The following is a 17,817-nucleotide window of genomic DNA, read 5'->3' as shown; positions in this document are numbered from 1 at the left end:
TTGAAAATGAACAGGTCCAAGGTCTAGCATTACAATAACTCAACATTTTATGTGGATAACTCCTGCTTGTTTGCACTTCTCAATGCGTGTCATACTGGAGAAAGATCACGAGGTGTCGAGAGATGAAGCAACTTAGACTATTAGCAGCAACGGTCCTTGCGACCCTTCCTTTGACAGTATTAGCGAAGCCTGGAGCATCTTCCCAAAAGCTTTCAGCGAAAGAACTTCAGCAAGAGTCTTTGCTGGTGGAGCTGACAGGAAAAGACATTTCTAAAGAAAATGACATCACACTCTATGCTGAAATGGTAAGCGCTTATCAGAATGACGATGAAATTGCATTTAAGAGTCGTCTGCAAAGCTTGCTTTCAAGATTTCCGCAAAGTTCTTACGCGGACAACGCACTTTTTCTTGCCGGTCGCATGGCCGTGGATCACAACAACTTCGCAGAAGCCGTAAAATACTTTGCTCGTATTGAAAAAGAATATCCTCGCAGCAACAAAGTGGCGGCGGCAAAATTCGCAAAAGCCATGACGTACAAACGCATGAACTTGCCGGAATATGCGCTCATGACTTTGAAAGAAGTGCGCACAAAATATCCTGGCAGCCCGGAATCCTTCCGTGCTGACGCTGAAATCAGAATGACGAAATAAGAAATTCACTTCGCAAGGACGCATAAGTGATGAAAAAAAAGTTCTCGGTTCTTTTAGCAATGATTTTTTGTGCACTTGTTGCGCAGGCGCAAGACACACCTCCTGATACCACTTGGGAGTCAGATCCTTTGGATGTGTTAGAACCTCAGCAACCTCAAGAAACAGTGGAACCGACAGTTCCTGAGTTCAAAGAAATTGATGAGTCTGGACAATCTGCGGAAACTCCTGCGCCGGATATTCCTGCTGAAGACATTTCTACGCCAGCCGCTACAGATTTGCCACCGACGACGCCAGATGCTGCTCCAACAACTTTTGGAACAAGTGAACCGGATTATTCTCGCGAAGCCGAATTTCACCGCATTTACAAAACCTACAACGAGCAGCCAACTTCTGTCGAAGCGTGGGAAAAAGCCGTAGGTGCTCGTGAATCAGAAACTTACCAAGTTCAAAAAGGAGATACACTTTCCGGTATCTCCACAACTTTCTTCGGGGATCCTTTATTCTGGCCAAAAATTTGGTCTTTGAATAAAGGACAGATTTTAAATCCGCATGAAATTGATCCAGGGATGAGTGTGCAATTCTTCCCGGGCAGCATGGATGATGCGCCGACTTTGGATGTCGGTGAAACTGCAGTCATTGACCAAAAAGCAAGTAATGGCAACGAAGAGGCCGCCGCTGCGGGAAATGCTGCCGTTGGGGGAACAATTCCACGGGCTCGCAAAAAAACGCCCCTTTTAAAATCGTTGCCACCAAGTTTGCCTCAGTACCGCATGGGGGCATTGGGAGCAGCTAAAGTGCAACTGCAAGTAGAGCTGCCGAAAACTCAGTTCCCGACAGCTTTAGAAAATCTAGAATATTACATCCAAGATACTCCGGCGTATGGAGCAGGTGTAGTGACTGCAGCAGAGCTCGATATGAAAACAGCCGGTGAGCACCAGTATGTTTTCGTGCAGCTTGAAAATGGCGGTGGCTCTAAAGAATACGTGGCGCAAAGAAACGTCGGAACGGTGCCAGATCCTGCGCAAAAAGGTCGCATGGGTCATATGGTTGAAATCCAAGGCGAGATTGAAATTTTAGAGCGTGTGAATGATCAAAAAAACATCTATCGCGCGATTGTTAAAAGATCTCTGCAGCCCGTTCAAGTGGGTGCGGTTTTAACGCCAGGAAAGCTGCCTGTAATTGATCCTTCTCCAGGAGCAGTGAGTTCGGGAGTGGGCGCTAAAATCATGGGTGGACACTTTGAAGCAAAAAGAAAACTATTTGGTTCGAACTCATTGGTGTTCCTAGATGCGGGAACAAATCAAGGATTGCAAGAAGGTCAAACTTTAGCCATCTTCGCGGATGAGCGTGTTCGTAATAGAAAGAATAATGCTTTGACGAATGACCGTATGATTGGCACAGCAAAAATTGTGAAAGTCTCTGGAAACTTTGCGACGGCCTATATCACGAAAGCTTCTGAAGATATTTTGCTAGGCGACTATGTGGGAAGTGCAACGTCGCATGCGACGAACTATACGGAGCCTGTCGCAGCTCCTAGTCAGACGGAACCTGCGGTGGATCAAGATTTCGAAAAAGATTTTGAAGATGCACCGACTGCGACTCCTGAAAGCTCACCGGAATCCGGAAGCGACGACTTAGACCTTGAATTATAATGAAGCTTAAAAGCCTCTGCGAATTGCAGGGGCTTTTTGCTTATGAACGATCTTTATTCTTTATCGCAAATTATTAAGTCTCATCCATTATACACTCTTCAAAAAGATTCTCTTTTGCATTTGTATCGTACACTCGGGGGCACGGGCCGTCTGGATGCAGAAACATTGATGGATGAATTAAAAATCCTATCGCCGGATCTTTTTACGGCCTTACAAAAGAATCACACGCTTTTTAAAAATCACTGCGAAGAAACCGTGAAGCTAAAACTTCAAGGGGTGCAGATGGTTTGCTATGGCGAAGCGCTTTATCCTTCTTCGTGCTATTGGATGGAGGAGCCTCCTTTGACGTTAAGTTTTCTAGGGTCACCTGCATGGCTCAACGAACGCACGCTAGCCGTCGTCGGCAGTCGCGAGCCGACATTTGAATCAATGCAGTGGATGGAAAAAGAATTTGCTCCGTTCTGTGATAAAGAAAAGCCGTGCGTGATTAGTGGAGGTGCGCGCGGTATCGATCAAAAATCTCACTCGACAGCTTTGCGCAAAGACACGACAACCGTTGTAGTTTTGCCATCTGGCTTGGGAAATCTGTATCCTGCGAACTTACAGGAGTGGGTTGCGCCGATTTTAAATCGCGGAGGTTGTTTCATCAGCGAGTACGCCTACGAACAGAAAATGCATAAGCATCTTTTCCATCATCGGAATCGTTTGATCGCGGCATTGGGTCGCGCGACTTTGTTGGTTGAGGCCAAAAAGCGCAGTGGAACACTGATTACGGCACAGCAGTCTTTGCAGCTGGGACGTCCGGTATGGGTGGTGCCGGGGCACCCTTTAGATCCACACTTTACAGGGAGCTTAGAATTGTTAGTGGACGGTGCATTGTTGGTCCGCGATGCTCACGATTTATCCATGCACTTTGGCGTAGAAATGGAAAATTCAAAGTCGCTGGCGGCACCAATAGGAGACTCTGAAATCGCTCACCACTACCGGTAGTGTGTTATCTAAGTTGCCAAAATTGTTCAGAAAAAAATGAAATGATCTAAAAAAATCTTTTGCAAGGTCGAGGGAATGCCCCTACCATTTGATTTAAGGGAGGGGCGATGTGGTCAAGGATGACCGTGGTAGTATGGATGCTACTGCATCGCTCTAATTTTCGACCGCAGTCTTAGTTCCAATTCCTTCTTAAAGATTCCATACCTAAAAGAGCAAAAATAAAATTCGGAGCCCAGATCGCTACAGGCACAGGCAAGCTTCCTGAGCGCGCCATACCTTCAGCAGCGACGTACAACGTCCAATACAGAATGATAAGGCCAATACATAGGATCATACCGCCAGCCTTCGCGGCACGACGGTTTGTGGTCGTTCCTAGCCCCACGCCAATCATCGCAAAGACCACACATAAAAAAGTGATCGCCAAGCGTTTGTGATATTCCGTGCGTAAGGTGCGCTCCAGTTCCTCGTCTTTAAGATCTTCTTTGAGGCGGCTGCGCACTTCGTTCAAAGTTAAAGACTGGGGAGATTTTTTTTTCTCTTCAATGTTCACAGGTTCAGAGAATCTGACATCGTATGTATCAAAGCTGATCTTCGTGTGAGTTTTGGCCTGACGGTGGATTTCTCCGTCTTTAAGGCGCAGAAGTATATCGTGGCCGGGGCGCTCTTTATCGGGAATGATTTCACCTTCTTTAGAGATGATCGTCAAAGGCACGTCGCCGGTTTTTTCATCGTAAATAAACACGTTCTTAAGTAGGCCTTTGTCCGAGTTCACTTCATTTGCATAGACGACCATATCAAAAAAACCTTCAGAGAAAGTTCCTTCTTTGATCACAGCGCCGGCTTTGGTGTTTGCCAGGCGTGAGTACAAAACTTCAAACTGGCGATTTCCCCAAGGTGCGATGTTGAAGGACATCTGAGCTGAAATCGCGCCGACAAAAAGCGATAACACAACTGCTGGCAACAGCAGTGTGCCCATCGGAAGTCCCGACGCCTTCATCGCGACGATTTCTGAGTCTTGACTCAATCTTCCGTAGGTTAAAAGAACGGAAAAGAGCAAGGCCATCGGAAAGAGCACTGGCAAAAGAGAAATGACAACATAACCGATAATCTCGGCGATGGTTTTAAGAGTCACGCCGTGGACCAGAGCAAATTCGGTCAGGCGCAAAACCTGAAACATGAGGATGATCGAAATAAAGACCATCAGTCCCAAAATGAAGCTGGGAAGCATTTCAAAAAAAATGTACTGCGCAGCTTTTTTCCCGTGAAAGATACTCAAAAGCAGTCTCCGTTGTGAAGTCCCATTGTAGTCCGCCGAATTAAAGGAGTCATCGCGTCCATCGTCTAGTACAGACAGTTTGTCTCTGCGATATTGACCCGATCCATTGCATATCCGACAATAGATGTATGAACAAGATTCTTTTGGTGTACGAGGATTACGCAGATCTTATGTCTGTTGAGGCGACTTTGAAAAAAGTGGGCTTCGATGTCATTGGTCTTTCCAGCGAGTATTCCATCGCAGAACAGATGCTCGCATTCAATCCGGATCTTGTTGTTGGTAATGGGAAGGGTGGTAAAGTCAGTTCGTTGGGCGTTGGCAAACGTTTGAAAGAGATGACGCGCTGGCAGGGAAAGTCTGTGCTTATTTTTCCCGCAAACTTCAAACCCAATCCACAAGAGTTGATCCGCATTCGCGTAGATATGATTCTTGAAGCCCCTGTAGCTCCTTTAAGACTTGTTCAAGTGATTGGAAAAATCTTAGGACATGATGAAGCGGTTCTTTTAGAGCGCTTGAATAAAGCCATGCATGTGGAAAGTCCGCAGAAGGCGGGCGGTAACAGCATTGTCGGTGGTAAGGCCGGAACTGAAAACGAAGCTATTTACGTTAAAGGTGTCGTTCCCGAGGGTGCTGAAGAAGGCACTGGCGATGCTTCTTTGCAGTCAGAAAGAATTCACGAAGAATCTCAACAGTTCACGCTAAACCCTGAAGAAGAGACGAAAAAATTCTCTTTTAAGTTTGGCGATCGCATGTCTGAAGCCACGTCGGAAAAAGCATCGACGAACAGTGAAGAGTCGGCGTTCCCGGATGTTGATTTGAAGGCTTTGGAGCGCGAACTTTTAGGTGGCGGTGCTCCTGAAGTGGAGCGCGTGGATGTTCTTGATAATACGGCGGCCGAAGACGAGAGTCTTGCTGTAACGGGCTCTTCGGATGTGGCCCCGGAAATTCAGGCGAAGGCCAAGGCCGATCTTGAAAAGGCGGAAGAAGGTCTTAAGGACCGTGTCTCTAAATACAGCAATATCGTCGCAGATGTGAAGGTCTCTCCGAAAAGCACCGTGACCCGAGTTGAGGCGCGTCGACGCCAAAGAGAGCTTGCCGCTCATTGGGATGGTCAAAACCTCAGCGATCTCGATAAGTTACGCCAAGAGTTCGCCAAAGCGCTGTTTAAAAAGTAATTGCTCCGCGCATACCTTGACGATAGACCTTTTGATGTTCAAATTAGTAAGAGAATATTACGGAGGCCATTCATGGGCACATTTACGAAACCTGTCACTGACAGTTCATTTGAAACAGAAGTACTTAACTCTTCAACTCCCGTCCTAGTGGATTTCTGGGCTGAGTGGTGCGGACCTTGTCGCGCGCTAGCTCCTAAGCTTGAAGAAGTCGCTCAAGAGTTGGGTCAAAAAGTGAAGATCGTAAAGGTGAATGTTGATGAGAACCCAGGAACTCCAGGTAAATATGGTATCCGCGGAATTCCAGCAATGTTGCTATTCAAAGGTGGCAGCGAAGTGGGTCAACTTGTTGGTAACCACCCGAAAGATGCGATCTTGGATTTCTTGAACAAGAACGTATAATTTCCCTCGACAGAGCGAAGTAAACAAAAACCCTGCTTGTAAAAAAGCGGGGTTTTTTTATGTCAAAACCCCGTTAATTTTTCCCTGGTGTCCGCAATCGTTGCAACTCAGTAAGATTTAACTTGCTGAGCCGTCTGATTGGACAAAAGGCAAATTGCTGGCTATCTTTGAACTACTCACATAAGGTGAGTGTATGCAGGGGTTAGAAATGTCTATTGAAGTTGTTGAAGTTCGCCAGCAAGATGTGGCCTTACTCGTTGAGAAGTTCAAAGCTGCATCTCAAAAAATCTGTATGATGTTTGCTACGGAGGGTGTTTACAGAAAACCTTACGTTGAAGGTTTGCCTCATTTTCAAGCATGTTCTTACGAAAAAATGCAAGAGATCGTTACTAGCATCACTTTCTTCAAAGAGCTTTGTGAAGAACAAATTGCAGAAGGTTATAAGTTAAAAGACAACTCAAGTTTCGTATGGAGAGCCTTCCGCAAACTTGATTTCATTCCTCGTGCGGATGTCTTCAATCACATGACGGATGAAAATCTTGTCGAAATCTATTCTGTAGATAACAAACAGCTTTACCGCAATTTCAAATTCTTTGAATGCTGCTCTTACACTTTGGAAGAGCTGTACTCTGTCGAGTGGTGGAATCTTTATGAGCGCAATGCTGCGATGACAATGAAGATTTTCGATCTGGGCGTGAAGGTAGCTACAGGTGAAATCCCTGACAGCCATGTTCCTGATATCGAGCCGCATCTTCTAAAAGAAGTGAAAGAAGACGGACAATCATTCATGCAACAAGTGAAATTGATCAGTCCTTTGAAGCGCAACAAACGTGTTGAAGGTTTGTTGGTGATTGAGACCGCAGAACCAGTTCACAACTAGTTCTTAAATTGTTGATTCTTAAAATAGAAAAGGCACCCAAGGGGTGCCTTTTCTATTTTTGAATTCGTGTTCTGTTTATGCGGCTTTGCGTGCCTTTGTTTTACATTGTTCTGCCATTCTTTCGACCATACGGGAATAAAGGACCGCCGATTGCAGCATATTCTTGGCTATATAGTCGCAATCTTTTTCACTTAAAAGTTCCAAGAATTTTTGACCCTCTTCATAGTGATCCTGATCGACAACCGCATGCACTCTTAAGTGCACCGTCGCTTTTTTTCCGTAGTGTTTTTCAAGCACTTCTAAAAGCTTAGGCCCGTGGAACTTCGCTGCGCCTTCAAGCAAGAAAGCGTATCCACAGAGTGAAAGTGGATTTTCAAACTCGATCCAGTAATACTGCAATTGACGGATCATCTCGGTCTCTGGCAGCTCGGGATATTGCTCCAGCTTACCGCCCATGTTTTCTAAATCTTTTAAAGGCATGAAATCGTGATTCAGTTCCTCTTGGATATGGTGAAGCATGGCATAGTGGTGATCGCGATCATCCACGGGCAGGCGAGCCGCTGAAAGAGCCAAAAACTTTGTCGTGTGGCGAATCAGATAATAAGTCTGCGCCAGCCAGTTTTTATAAAAGTCCGGATTGTCCCAAGGGCAATCCATGATTTTGTCACCCAAGGCTTTGATTTCGCGATCCATGATCGTAGCTAATTTTTTTTTCTCCATACGTCCCTCATTTGGTTTAAGTTGAAAAATGACTAAGCAATTTTTAAATGGCGTTTTTTAACAGGCTGATCACTGATGAGATCAGTGTGGTTGATTTTTGCATTCCAAAGTTCGTTCACCATTTTGGCTAAAAACGGGTCGGAGAGTTCTTTGGTTTCTGTTTTCTTTAAGAACAATAATTGACACGGATATTTTCCGCGCATGATTTCGCCCATCGGGCGCATGCCAAAGCGTTGGGCTTTTTCATGAATCTTATAATCCATACGAGCGACGGCAAGCAGGCCATCCCACGGGGACGCCTCAAAGGCCTTCATGCTGAGGGCGCTAATAATATCGGCGACCTTAAAGCCGGGCTTGCTTAACTGGTAAGAAGTATTCACCCCTAAATATTCAAGCGACATATAGGTATGGGCCCCTTCGGCTTGAAACTTTTTAACCAGCTCAGGCGTGAAGGGTTCCATATAGCGATGCTCTAGGTGAGAGCTCGCGCGGTCGTCAAAAACGCTGTACATGTGGAAGGCTAAGACTTCGTCAGTCTCCACATCCTTTAGGCAGGTGATGACTTCGTTGCGATAGAAGTCGTCCGTATGCAAAGACTCAAAGATTCCGTCGTAAACTTGTTTCCAAGTTTCATATACCTGATTGGTGAGTTTCGCTGTTTCGTCAGTGAGTATACGTGGGTTGAACAGATAGTACTGATACTTCATGAAATTCCCCCAAAATGTTCAGATAGAAGCTTTTCGGGAGGAATCAATTTTCTTTGAAGAGTGAATTTGATACGTACTTAAATTTAATGTTTCCGTACTTTATTGGTGCGTATAAAAAGTGGAAATTTGCAGAAAGGCTTAGGAGAGAAAAGTGCTTCTCTCTCCTAAGCTAGAACATTAGTTAGACGCGACAACCATGTTTGTGCTGTTAGAAAGTTTCGCGTAAATTTCGCCGTAGTTTTTCATCACGCGAGAGTTGTATTCCGCAGGCTTCATGTTTTTGGCAAGAAGGCGGCGCACATTCAATGGTCCCATGTTATACGCGCTAACGTATTTCACGGCTTTTTTGTCAAACTTGCCGCGAAGGTAGCTCATGTAAGCAAGACCGATGCGGATATTGGCAGAAGGGTTTTCCAAAGTCTTCTTACCATTCCAAGGAAGTTTGAATTTTTTCGCGATCCATTCTGCTGTGTCAGGTTTAATTTGCATCAAACCAATTTCACCGAAGCGACCCAAAGCCAATGGATTGAATTTACTTTCTGTTTTGATCACTGCAAGAACAAACACAGGATCTAAATTGTGTTTCGCTGCTTCAGTAATAACAGTGCGAGAGATATTGCGTGCTTGGCCTTTCCAGCGAGGAGCTAAAGAGCTTTGCACTTTATCGTAAATCATTTCATTCAAAGTCGCAGTGCCTTCTACTTTTTGGGCACCGCTACCTTTATAGTCTGAACCTAATAGTTCTTTAGCGTGCGAGATGCGAGAAGCTTCATTCACGCTTTCGATACCGATCTTGTTCACGGCAGGCCATTGAACGAAATCGAAGTTATTAAAAAGAACCAACGTGAGCGTTGCGGCTGCTATCACTTTTCCTGTATTGAGATGTTTCGTTTTCATAACCGCTACCTCCTGATGTAAGTAGGTAAGTTCAAGGGTCATGCCGTCGGTGTAAGCTTTTGTTTTTCTTGGATTCTTAGAATGAAGCGCCTATTAAAGTTGATTGGTTTGAGCTGGCTTGGAGGGGTGTCAACCAATGTGTTGACGGTGTCTGATCATTGGTTAGTCGTTCTAGGACGAATTCTCTTTTCGAGGCGTTCTTGGTGAGACGGTTCTTTGTGGGGCCGGAATCGCTTCGGGCGACGGCTTTCCCTTTGTGGGAGGGCTTTATGGCTATCGTCTCTTCGCGAGGCACGCCGTCGTGGCTCAATCGGCGCCGCGCATTCGCGCGGTTCGCGCATCCTGCGCCGCCGAAGGCCTCGCTTCGGACGAGATCCATAAAGCCCTCCCACAAAGGGAAAGCTGTGCTGATGCGGATTTCGTTGCTTCGAACTGTCTTGAAGGTTGTTCGTTTTGAGATCGCTTTATATGACTAGTCGATCAGCGTTTTTTTGGTTGAGGATTTGAAGCTCGAACGAATTTAGTGTTCTTGGAATTAGGAAAATAAAAGCTAGGGTGGTCGATGTTGAAAGTCTAACGAAGATGTTGAGATGAAAACGAAAGATATTTTTTGTCGTTCAGCGCGGTTCGTTTTGGAAATAAAAAAAGCCCTTCTGTTGAAGGGCTTTTTTGTTTTCTTTTTTAGAATAGATATCTTCGGTAGGCTACGCTGCTGACTATTCCTAGGCCGGCCATGGTGGTTAGCATGGAGGAGCCTCCGTAGCTGAGGAGTGGTAAGGGGACGCCTACGATGGGGAGGAGGCCTATGACCATTCCTATGTTTACGAACATGTGCCAGAAGATGTAGCACAGGACGCCGACGGTTAAGAGGGCTCCGAATTTGTCGCGGGCGTTGGTGGCTATTCTGATTCCTGTGATGAAGAGGAACGCGAACAGGCCGATGACGGCGATACTTCCTACAAAGCCGTGTTCTTCGCTAAGTACTGAGTAAATGAAATCGGTGTGGCGTTCTGGAAGGAATTCTAGTTGGGACTGAGTTCCTTTCATGAAGCCTTTTCCGAAGAAGCGGCCAGAGCCTACGGCGATTTTGGATTGGATGCTGTTGTATCCCGTTCCTCTGGGGTCGCTAGCTGGAGAAAGGAAAGTGAAGATACGATTTTTTTGATAGTCGTGCAGGACGAACTTCCATGCAATAGGAAGGGCGATGATTCCTAGAACGATGATTGTTGCTAAGATGCTCTTTCTGATTTTTGCAAAGATCAGCATCGACCCGCCGATTGCGGCTAGCATCATCGCGGTTCCTAAGTCAGGTTGTTCTACAACCAGACCGAATGGGATTAAAAGAGCTACTAAAGGTCCGATCAACTCTTTCAGTCCCATACCGGGGCCGTGAGTGTTTCTGGTTGCTAGGATTTTGGCCATCAACATGATCAGTGCTAACTTCATTGTTTCTGAAGGTTGATAACGGAAGAATCCAAGATCAATCCAACGTTGGGCTCCCAAAGCCACTTTACCGAAGAAGGTTACGTACAGGATAGCTCCCAGATTAAGAACGTAGACGATCAGGGCGATCCTGCTGACGACGGAATAATCTAATAAAGTCACCACCAAGAATACTGTCCAACCAACGGCCAACCACATGATCTGAGAAATGAACAGCGAAGCCACGTCGACCGTTGTCGGGCCGTGAGTGGCGCTGTACAGATTGATAAGACCGATCACATTCAACGCCAAGATGACGATGATTAAGTTGATATCTAATTTTTTGAAGAGTGTTCGCTCTTCAACGTGTAACGACGTAAACACCCTTATTCTCCTTCTGCAGGTTCAGGGATAGGGCCTGTAGGAGCTGTAGCGCGTTTTTGCCCTTTGGCTTTCAGCGCGGCTTCAATCACCTCAGGATGATATTTCTCAAAGTAGGCTTGCACGATATCGCGGACGATGGGAGCGGCTCCCGTACTGCCGTGACACGAATGTTCTGCTAAAGCGGCAATCGTGATTTCGGGATTGTCTGCCGGAGCAAACGCCACGAACCAACCGTGGTGGCGCATGTGAATAGGACGGCTTTCACACTTTGCATAAATTTGATCTGCAGAAAAGCCCATGACCTGCGCGGTGCCGGTTTTACCAGCCATCTGCACGCCAGGAACTTTCCAGTGTTTCGCCGTACCGCGATCACCGTTGGCCACGCGACGCATACCTTCTTTGACGACTTTGAAAGTCTCTGGAGAAATATGCACGCCGTTGGGTTGAGTTTGTTGAAGATCGCGCACCACTTGCGGGAAGTTTTCGCGCAAAACTTTTCCATCCTGATCGATGATCTTACGAACCAAGAATGGCTTAACAACTTTTCCTTCAGTGCCGATTGAGTTGTAAGCAATCGCCATCGATAAAGGTGTTACGTTGACGAAACCTTGCCCGATCGCAGTACTTAAGTTTTCACCTGGTTGCCATTCTTCACCGACAGTGGCTTTTTTCCAAGCCGAGTTCGGCATCGTTCCTGACACTTCACGAGAAAGTTCGATGCCGGTTTTTTGACCGATACCCAGAAGGCTGATGTAGTCATACATCTTATCTACACCCAGCGCGATACCCATCTTATAGAAGAACACGTTTGAAGATCTTTCCAAAGCTTCATAAACCGTGATGTTACCGTGACCGCCTTTTAAGTGGTCATGGTAAGGACGGCGTCCAAAGTAGAACACACCAGGCGCACTGACGATCGTTGTCGGCGTTATCACTTTTTCTTGAAGTGCCGGCACCGCCACTAACGGTTTAAATGTTGAACCGGGAGAGTTATGATCTTGAATAACTTTATTGCGAAGTGGCTTAAACGGATCATTGATCAAGCGGGACCATGTCTGCGCCGAAATACCCGTAGAAAACTCATTCGGATCAAAAGAAGGAGTGCTGACCCATGCTAAGATCTCGCCGTTTGTTTTCATCGCGACCACGGCGCCAATACGATTTAGTGCCATGAAGGATTTGAAAGCGGCCTCTTGGATGTCGCGGTCAATAGTCAGAACAGCGTTGTTACCGTGAACCGGAATCAAGTCTTTGATTTGTTCACCGTAAATATTTGGAGTCTGGGTGACAGTTTCGCGTCCGTGGGCATCGACTTGAATAAAGCTGACACCATCCGCACCGCGAATGTCTTTTTCCAGGGTCTCTTCCAAACCACTCTTACCGATGATATCACCTTGTTCAAAGAGCAGCGTGCCTTTGTAAAGCTCGTTCAGAACGGGAAGCTGACGTTTAGAGATCTCGCCGACGTAACCGAAAAGTTGTGCGCCATTATCTTTAAGAGGGTAGTAGCGCACGATGGATTCACGGATCTCAAGTCCCGGTGTATCCAAACGCATGCGTTTAAGACGGAAGACTTCTTCGCGGCTTAAGTTTTCTTTCAGACGAATCTGTGCAAACGGTCCGTTTTGACGACGGCTCTTTGTCACTTTCAAAACGACTTTGTCTGGCTCCATGCCTAGCACGGGTCCTACAGTTTTTGAAAGCTCTTCCAAGTTCTCAATATATTGAGGAGAAAGAATCGCTTCAAAGCCCGGCAGGTTTTCCACCAGAACTTTTCCATCACGGTCCAACATCAATCCGCGGGGAGCGGTGATCTTGTTTTGCTTGATACGATTTTTTTCCGAGAACTCACGCAGCTCATTTCCCGAGATCACTTGCAGATACCACAAGCGGATCGAGAAAATAGTCAGAGCAAACGCAATAGCGATGTAAAAGATTTTATACCGGCTGTGGTACTCTTTTGCCTCATCCGGATTACTTACGTAAGTACTCATAACTCCAATCCCCCAGGCTCGTGCATCAGTTCATCCTGAGTGATCTTGTCGATTTTTGCTAAGATCCAGTACATCGGGAAGGCAAATGATGGAGTAAGAACAATCTGTACTAAGCGATCAACAATCTCAAAGCTCGCAGGATTTTTTTCTAACACCATCGAAGAGAAGAAATAAATCAGGTGATAGGCGACGGCTGAGAATCCGCACATGATTGTATAATATCCAGAGCCACTCCAAAAGACGCGTGTTTTGATCGCATAGACCAAAGTGAAGAGGATTAATAAACTAATCCACATCATCTTTAAAGGCATTGCCGTGAACGACAGCAAAATGAAGCCCATCGCGTATACGGTGAGAATGGCCGGGAACGGTTTACGATAAAGGATCACATACACAATAAGGTTCAACCAAAGGAGGGGAGAAGGAACATTCCCAAAAAGTTCGAACCAAAAAGTTGTCTGTAAGCCTGCTACCAAAATTAAGACCGCAAATAATACGAGAAAATTCAGAATAGCATTCCAGCGGATCTTCACTGTGGTTTCTCCTCAGGCTTTTTAGGAGTTTGCGCTGGAGTTGCCACTGGCGAAGGTTTCGCTACCGGTTTTACAGCCGGTGTTGCTGTCGCAGTTGGTTTGGCAGTCGCCGCAGGGCTTGCAGCGGGGGTAGCAACTGGAGCCGCCGTTGCTGCTCCGTTTGCGCCTTCGACTGTGTCACCTTCTGTGGCTGCTTGGGGAGCATATTTGTCTCCGAAGTCTTCGGCAGCGGCGGAAAGAACAACAAACACTTCTTCAACTTTATAAGGATCGACGACCGGGCGAAGATCAACTTTCAAGCTGACGCTGAAAGTTTTCTTTTCAACGGACTCTACCACCGCGACAGGGAAGCCTTTTGGAAAGATATTATCCAAGCCACCGGTAACAACCATATCGCCTTCCTGCACGTCTTCCGTACGCTCCACGTACTTTAACTGCAAAGTGCTAGCGTATTGGCTTTTTCCTTCGACGATACCGCGCGCGCGCGTTCTTTGGATCAAACCATCAACCACGGCGTAACGATCCGTGATCAACATTACATGCGAAGTGAATGGTTCAGGTTTAAAGATGTAACCTAGAACACCACCGGTCGTGATAACAGCTTGGCCGGCCTTCAGGCCGTCGTTGGTTCCTTTGTTGATGGTGACCGTGTTGTGATCAATAACCAAGTCGCGGCCGATCACTTGTGCGGCCATCAAGCTCATTTTCGTTTGCTCTTTAAACGTCAGCAAGCCACGAAGACGATCATTCTCTAGAAGCAGTTCGTTCATTTTTTCTAAACGCGCTTGCAACTCGTTGTTGGTGCTTTTTAATTCTTCACTGTGTTTTTTGATATTGATAAGATTGACGTACATGGCGGTTGTATCAGTGACACCATGACTGAAGCCGTAAAATGTTTCCGATACGGCGCTAGCCAACATCGTAAATGGTTTCGAAAGCCAGTTTGATTCCTGAGGTCTTTGCTGCATGTTGATAGAGATTAGTGGCAAAGCCAAAACAATCCCGATCATCACAAGTTTCTTGAGATCAAAGTTGAAAAAGTTCAAAGGTTCCCCTCTATGCTGTGTATGGTTACCGCGATTTCTGAAAGTGCGTCCTCGTGGTAATATTCAAACGCTAGTCAAAAGAACCAATTATTTCAACAATTTCCCCTTGAAAAAATGCAAAATTCGTTGGGTAATGGAACCGCTTTCAAAAGTTGTTTAAGGAAGGATAAAGTTTATGAGCGAAAATATGGCTGATAAAATGAAGAGAAAACTCTCTGGTAAGAGTGTGACAGCTATCATTCTCTTCGGCGCGATCATTCTGGTATTCGTGTTTTTCGGATTGCCGGGGCGCTTGGGTGCAGGTGTTGGTTCGGTGGCGCGTGTGAATAACAGCCTGATCTCTGTTGCTGACTTCCAGCAGGAAGAAAACCGTATTCAGCAGTACTACCAAAACCTCTTCGGAAGCCAGATGGATTTTAGCTCTCAGCGTCAACTGCTTCGCCAGCAGGCTCTTGAGAATCTTGTGCGCATGGAGCTTGTTTCTCAAGCTGCACAGAAAAACGGCATTCTAACAACAGACGCCGAAGTTGCTAACTTTATCGTTAAAGACATTCCATTTTTCCAACAGAACGGACAGTTCCAACGCGAGTTCTACAGCCGTTATCTTGAGTCTACGCGTTCAACTCCAGGTGATTTCGAAAACAAGGTTCGTAAAGATATCGCCAACGTGCGCACGCGTCAGATGTTTGAGTTGGCTGCAAAACCAACAGCTGTCGAACTTAAAAAGATTCAAGAGTTGAAATCTCAAAAGATCAACGTGATGTTCGCTCGTGTTGATTCGGAAGCGGCGACAAAAGCTCTTTCTAAGGAAAAAGCTGACGCAGCTGTGAAAGCTTTGGACGAAGCCTTGGCTAAGGGCGACGAAGCGGCCGTGAACGCGCAACTTAAAGAGTTGAAAGCAACTTGGGAAGAAACCGGTTTTGTTGAGTTGAGCGCTGAGACTTTCCCGAAAATCACAAGCTCGGTTGCCACTGAAGCGGTTTTCGAACTTAAAAAGACAGAGCCTTTGTTGAAACGTCTGGTCCGTGATGGCAATGCGAAGTACGTACTAAAATTAAAAGAAACAAAAGTAGAGCAAGTAACTGCTCTTGAACCTATGGCTCCAGAAATGCTTCAAAAACGTCGCGGTGACGGCATGTTTGAGGCTTGGGTGAACCAGTTCCGTTCGAAGTCTCACGTGACGATGAACACACAAGCTTTGCAGTTGAACTAATGCTCAGCTTCGTTCGTGAAAGTCCATTAAGCATAGTTATCGAAGGAGCCCTGTCTGCACGACGGGGTTTCTTGTTTTATGTGTCTGCAGGATTTCATGCTCCGGTCGATCCTTTGTCGGGAATGTCCGTCAATTTGGTTTTGGTCGATCAATGGTTGGTCGAATTAAAGAATCATTTAGAATCAAAGAGTTGGTTGGCGGAAACCGAAATTTTAAATCCCACCTGGGCGGCTGTTCTTGATGAGGCCCGTAGTTTTTTGAATCACAGAGCCGAGGCGTCTGAAGTACAGCTTTACAGTCTGAACTTTCGGGAAGAACGTCATTGGAGCTTTTCTTGGGATGCCACAATGACTTTGCTGCAGTCGCGATTTTCTTACTCTCACTATCTTGAATCCTTGCCCCCTGAAAATCAGTTTGAGCTTCTCAAGCTCAACTTCATCTGGAGACACGATGCTCAGTATGGTTTGAACCAAGATGACTATCGTCACGAGGGATTTAAACTTCTAAAGTCGGCCTCGCACATGACCAGTGATGGTTTTTTCGATGAAGTCCGTTCATGGGTGGGAACCGAGCTCTCTTCACAGAGTTTCCTGGAACAAGTGAAGGTCGATTTCTTAACCTCAGGCCACAGCTTGATCCTTCCTTAAAAAAGCCTCGAGTCCTTTGCCAATTAGTCGCCCTGTCTCAAAGTTAGACAGCCGGTTTCAAATTAAAAAGCCGCTCGCCTTTGTATGGAACTTGAATAGATCACCGTAAGACTTTTTGTCGGCGAGGAACGTGATGACTCTTTCAAAGATGTTAACTCTGGGTTTGCTTGTTTTAGGTGCTCAAAGTGCGCGTGCGGAAATGTATTTTACCGCCGATCCAAATCCTCCGCGATTCTGCTTACAAAACTTCAATGCCTACGGTCCGATTTATGCTTCTAAAGTGGAAGAACGCACTGAAAGAATGACGGGATTTCTTCAATCCATCCCTAAATGTGATGTGGTTCATTTACAAGAAGTTTGGAATGAAGGGCATATTCAACAAATTGAAAACAATCTGAATCGCCAATACGAAATCAGTGCCCCCAATAAAAAGTCCCGTATCGGTTTGATGTCTTTATTCATGGCCGATGTGAAGGGGAGTCAAACTGAAGACTTCCAGGTGAATAACGAGGGCGGCGTCCTGGATTCGGTACGTGTCGCTTTTAATGTGAAAAAGGCATATCACGTGGTGCGTGCGGGCTTCTTTGGTATCGATGAGGATTTCTTTTTCCTCAACACGCACTTGCATCCCACGTCGCCCGCTGTTCGTTTGACACAAATCCTGGATATCTTGCGCTGGAGACTTAAGCATCAAGACGAAAAGTTAGTTTTATCCGGAGATTTCAATGCGGATATCGATAGCGTTGAAAGAAAATTTTTAATGCTGACTTTAGGAGCTCACGACTCTATGGAAGAATACTTCGGTGGAGCTTATCCCAAATCTTTCTGCACCTACTGCACAGGAAACCCGTTGGGATGGATGCTGAGCGATCACACGTTCGACTACATCTTCTTCTCAAACGTTGGAAATTCAGGAACGACTTTAAAAGCTCTTGAAGGTGAAGTGAATATGCGCGGCACGCCACGCAAACCCTGGTCGGATCACTTCGGCGTGCGCGTGAAGTTTTCAGTCGAACCAACAACATCGATCACTGACGCTAACGACATCGAAAGACGTCGCACCGAAGCCTTAGAAACTTTAGCGGTGGCGAGCTACATCCTTCAACAAGAAGACGCCAAAGAGTTCGAAGGCTACGCACAAATGATCAACGAACTTTCAACCCAACTAAAAAACCGCCAAGGCACATTCAACACCTACTTCGAAAAATACCGATAGGTGCCTGCTTCTTTTT

At 46.0% G+C, this 17,817-nt stretch carries 17 protein-coding genes; 9 read left to right on the top strand and 8 right to left on the bottom strand.

Annotated elements, in window-relative coordinates:
• Nucleotides 1-122 precede the first annotated feature (122 nt).
• The 3 genes from AZI87_RS00155 to AZI87_RS00145 are packed head-to-tail and all read left to right on the top strand — an operon-like array spanning nt 123 to nt 3,292.
• Nucleotides 123-650 carry a tetratricopeptide repeat protein gene (locus AZI87_RS00155; RefSeq protein ID WP_063204441.1) on the top strand — a complete coding sequence of 176 codons (528 nt, stop codon included), beginning with the start codon at nt 123-125 and terminating at the stop codon, nt 648-650.
• Between the two features lie 29 nt (nt 651-679).
• On the top strand, nt 680-2,302 hold the full coding sequence (locus AZI87_RS00150; RefSeq protein ID WP_063204440.1) for a LysM peptidoglycan-binding domain-containing protein: 1,623 nt from the start codon (nt 680-682) through the stop codon (nt 2,300-2,302).
• Between the two features lie 42 nt (nt 2,303-2,344).
• The gene (locus tag AZI87_RS00145) at nt 2,345-3,292 is read left to right on the top strand and encodes a DNA-processing protein DprA (RefSeq protein ID WP_063204439.1); all 948 of its coding nucleotides are present in this window, start codon (nt 2,345-2,347) and stop codon (nt 3,290-3,292) included.
• Between the two features lie 172 nt (nt 3,293-3,464).
• Here the strand turns inward: AZI87_RS00145 and lptF are convergent, their stop codons facing one another.
• Complete coding sequence (gene lptF, locus AZI87_RS00140; protein ID WP_063204438.1) at nt 3,465-4,568, bottom strand: LPS export ABC transporter permease LptF; 1,104 nt, start codon at nt 4,566-4,568, stop codon at nt 3,465-3,467.
• A gap of 128 nt (nt 4,569-4,696) precedes the next feature.
• Between lptF and AZI87_RS00135 the strand changes: the two genes are divergently transcribed.
• The 3 genes from AZI87_RS00135 (at nt 4,697) to AZI87_RS00125 (ending at nt 7,022) form a co-directional block, all read left to right on the top strand.
• Nucleotides 4,697-5,743 carry a hypothetical protein gene (locus tag AZI87_RS00135; protein ID WP_063204437.1) on the top strand — a complete coding sequence of 349 codons (1,047 nt, stop codon included), beginning with the start codon at nt 4,697-4,699 and terminating at the stop codon, nt 5,741-5,743.
• Nucleotides 5,744-5,815: 72 nt separating this feature from the next.
• Nucleotides 5,816-6,142, top strand: coding sequence for a thioredoxin (gene trxA / locus AZI87_RS00130; RefSeq protein ID WP_041874691.1), 327 nt, complete (start codon nt 5,816-5,818; stop codon nt 6,140-6,142).
• A gap of 208 nt (nt 6,143-6,350) precedes the next feature.
• Complete coding sequence (locus AZI87_RS00125; protein WP_155722463.1) at nt 6,351-7,022, top strand: hypothetical protein; 672 nt, start codon at nt 6,351-6,353, stop codon at nt 7,020-7,022.
• Nucleotides 7,023-7,097: 75 nt separating this feature from the next.
• Here AZI87_RS00125 and AZI87_RS00120 read toward each other — a convergent pair whose 3' ends face one another.
• The 7 genes from AZI87_RS00120 to mreC all read right to left on the bottom strand — a co-directional run bounded on the left by AZI87_RS00120 (nt 7,098) and on the right by mreC (nt 14,725).
• Nucleotides 7,098-7,742, bottom strand: coding sequence for an iron-containing redox enzyme family protein (locus AZI87_RS00120; protein ID WP_063204435.1), 645 nt, complete (start codon nt 7,740-7,742; stop codon nt 7,098-7,100).
• A 32-nt stretch (nt 7,743-7,774) separates the two neighbouring features.
• Nucleotides 7,775-8,449 (bottom strand): hypothetical protein, encoded by a 675-nt coding sequence (locus AZI87_RS00115; RefSeq protein WP_063204434.1) that lies wholly within the window; start codon nt 8,447-8,449, stop codon nt 7,775-7,777.
• A gap of 177 nt (nt 8,450-8,626) precedes the next feature.
• Nucleotides 8,627-9,346: a lytic transglycosylase domain-containing protein gene (locus AZI87_RS00110; protein WP_063204433.1), complete on the bottom strand. Its 720-nt coding sequence runs from the start codon at nt 9,344-9,346 to the stop codon at nt 8,627-8,629.
• Between the two features lie 681 nt (nt 9,347-10,027).
• On the bottom strand, nt 10,028-11,152 hold the full coding sequence (gene rodA, locus AZI87_RS00100) for a rod shape-determining protein RodA (protein WP_063204431.1): 1,125 nt from the start codon (nt 11,150-11,152) through the stop codon (nt 10,028-10,030).
• A 2-nt stretch (nt 11,153-11,154) separates the two neighbouring features.
• Nucleotides 11,155-13,146 (bottom strand): penicillin-binding protein 2, encoded by a 1,992-nt coding sequence (gene mrdA, locus AZI87_RS00095; RefSeq protein ID WP_063204430.1) that lies wholly within the window; start codon nt 13,144-13,146, stop codon nt 11,155-11,157.
• Nucleotides 13,143-13,679 (bottom strand): hypothetical protein, encoded by a 537-nt coding sequence (locus AZI87_RS00090; RefSeq protein ID WP_063204429.1) that lies wholly within the window; start codon nt 13,677-13,679, stop codon nt 13,143-13,145. The genes mrdA and AZI87_RS00090 overlap by 4 nt, the downstream gene beginning before the upstream one ends.
• The gene (mreC, locus tag AZI87_RS00085) at nt 13,676-14,725 is read right to left on the bottom strand and encodes a rod shape-determining protein MreC (RefSeq protein ID WP_063204428.1); all 1,050 of its coding nucleotides are present in this window, start codon (nt 14,723-14,725) and stop codon (nt 13,676-13,678) included. Before mreC ends, AZI87_RS00090 begins: the two co-directional genes overlap by 4 nt.
• A gap of 175 nt (nt 14,726-14,900) precedes the next feature.
• On the opposite strand from mreC, the gene AZI87_RS00080 reads away from it, so the two are divergent.
• From AZI87_RS00080 to AZI87_RS00070, 3 genes are all read left to right on the top strand, one after another.
• A complete protein-coding gene (locus tag AZI87_RS00080) occupies nt 14,901-15,938 on the top strand; it encodes a SurA N-terminal domain-containing protein (RefSeq protein WP_063204427.1) in 1,038 nt (345 codons plus the stop codon).
• Nucleotides 15,938-16,585: a hypothetical protein gene (locus tag AZI87_RS00075; RefSeq protein WP_063204426.1), complete on the top strand. Its 648-nt coding sequence runs from the start codon at nt 15,938-15,940 to the stop codon at nt 16,583-16,585. Before AZI87_RS00080 ends, AZI87_RS00075 begins: the two co-directional genes overlap by 1 nt.
• Before the next feature lie 133 nt (nt 16,586-16,718).
• Nucleotides 16,719-17,801 carry an endonuclease/exonuclease/phosphatase family protein gene (locus tag AZI87_RS00070; RefSeq protein ID WP_063204425.1) on the top strand — a complete coding sequence of 361 codons (1,083 nt, stop codon included), beginning with the start codon at nt 16,719-16,721 and terminating at the stop codon, nt 17,799-17,801.
• Nucleotides 17,802-17,817 lie beyond the last annotated feature (16 nt).

This window comes from Bdellovibrio bacteriovorus (assembly GCF_001592745.1).
Lineage (GTDB): Bacteria > Bdellovibrionota > Bdellovibrionia > Bdellovibrionales > Bdellovibrionaceae > Bdellovibrio > Bdellovibrio bacteriovorus_B.
The sequence above is the reverse complement of the archived record's forward strand: the minus strand, read 5'-3'. Positions and strand labels throughout refer to the sequence as shown.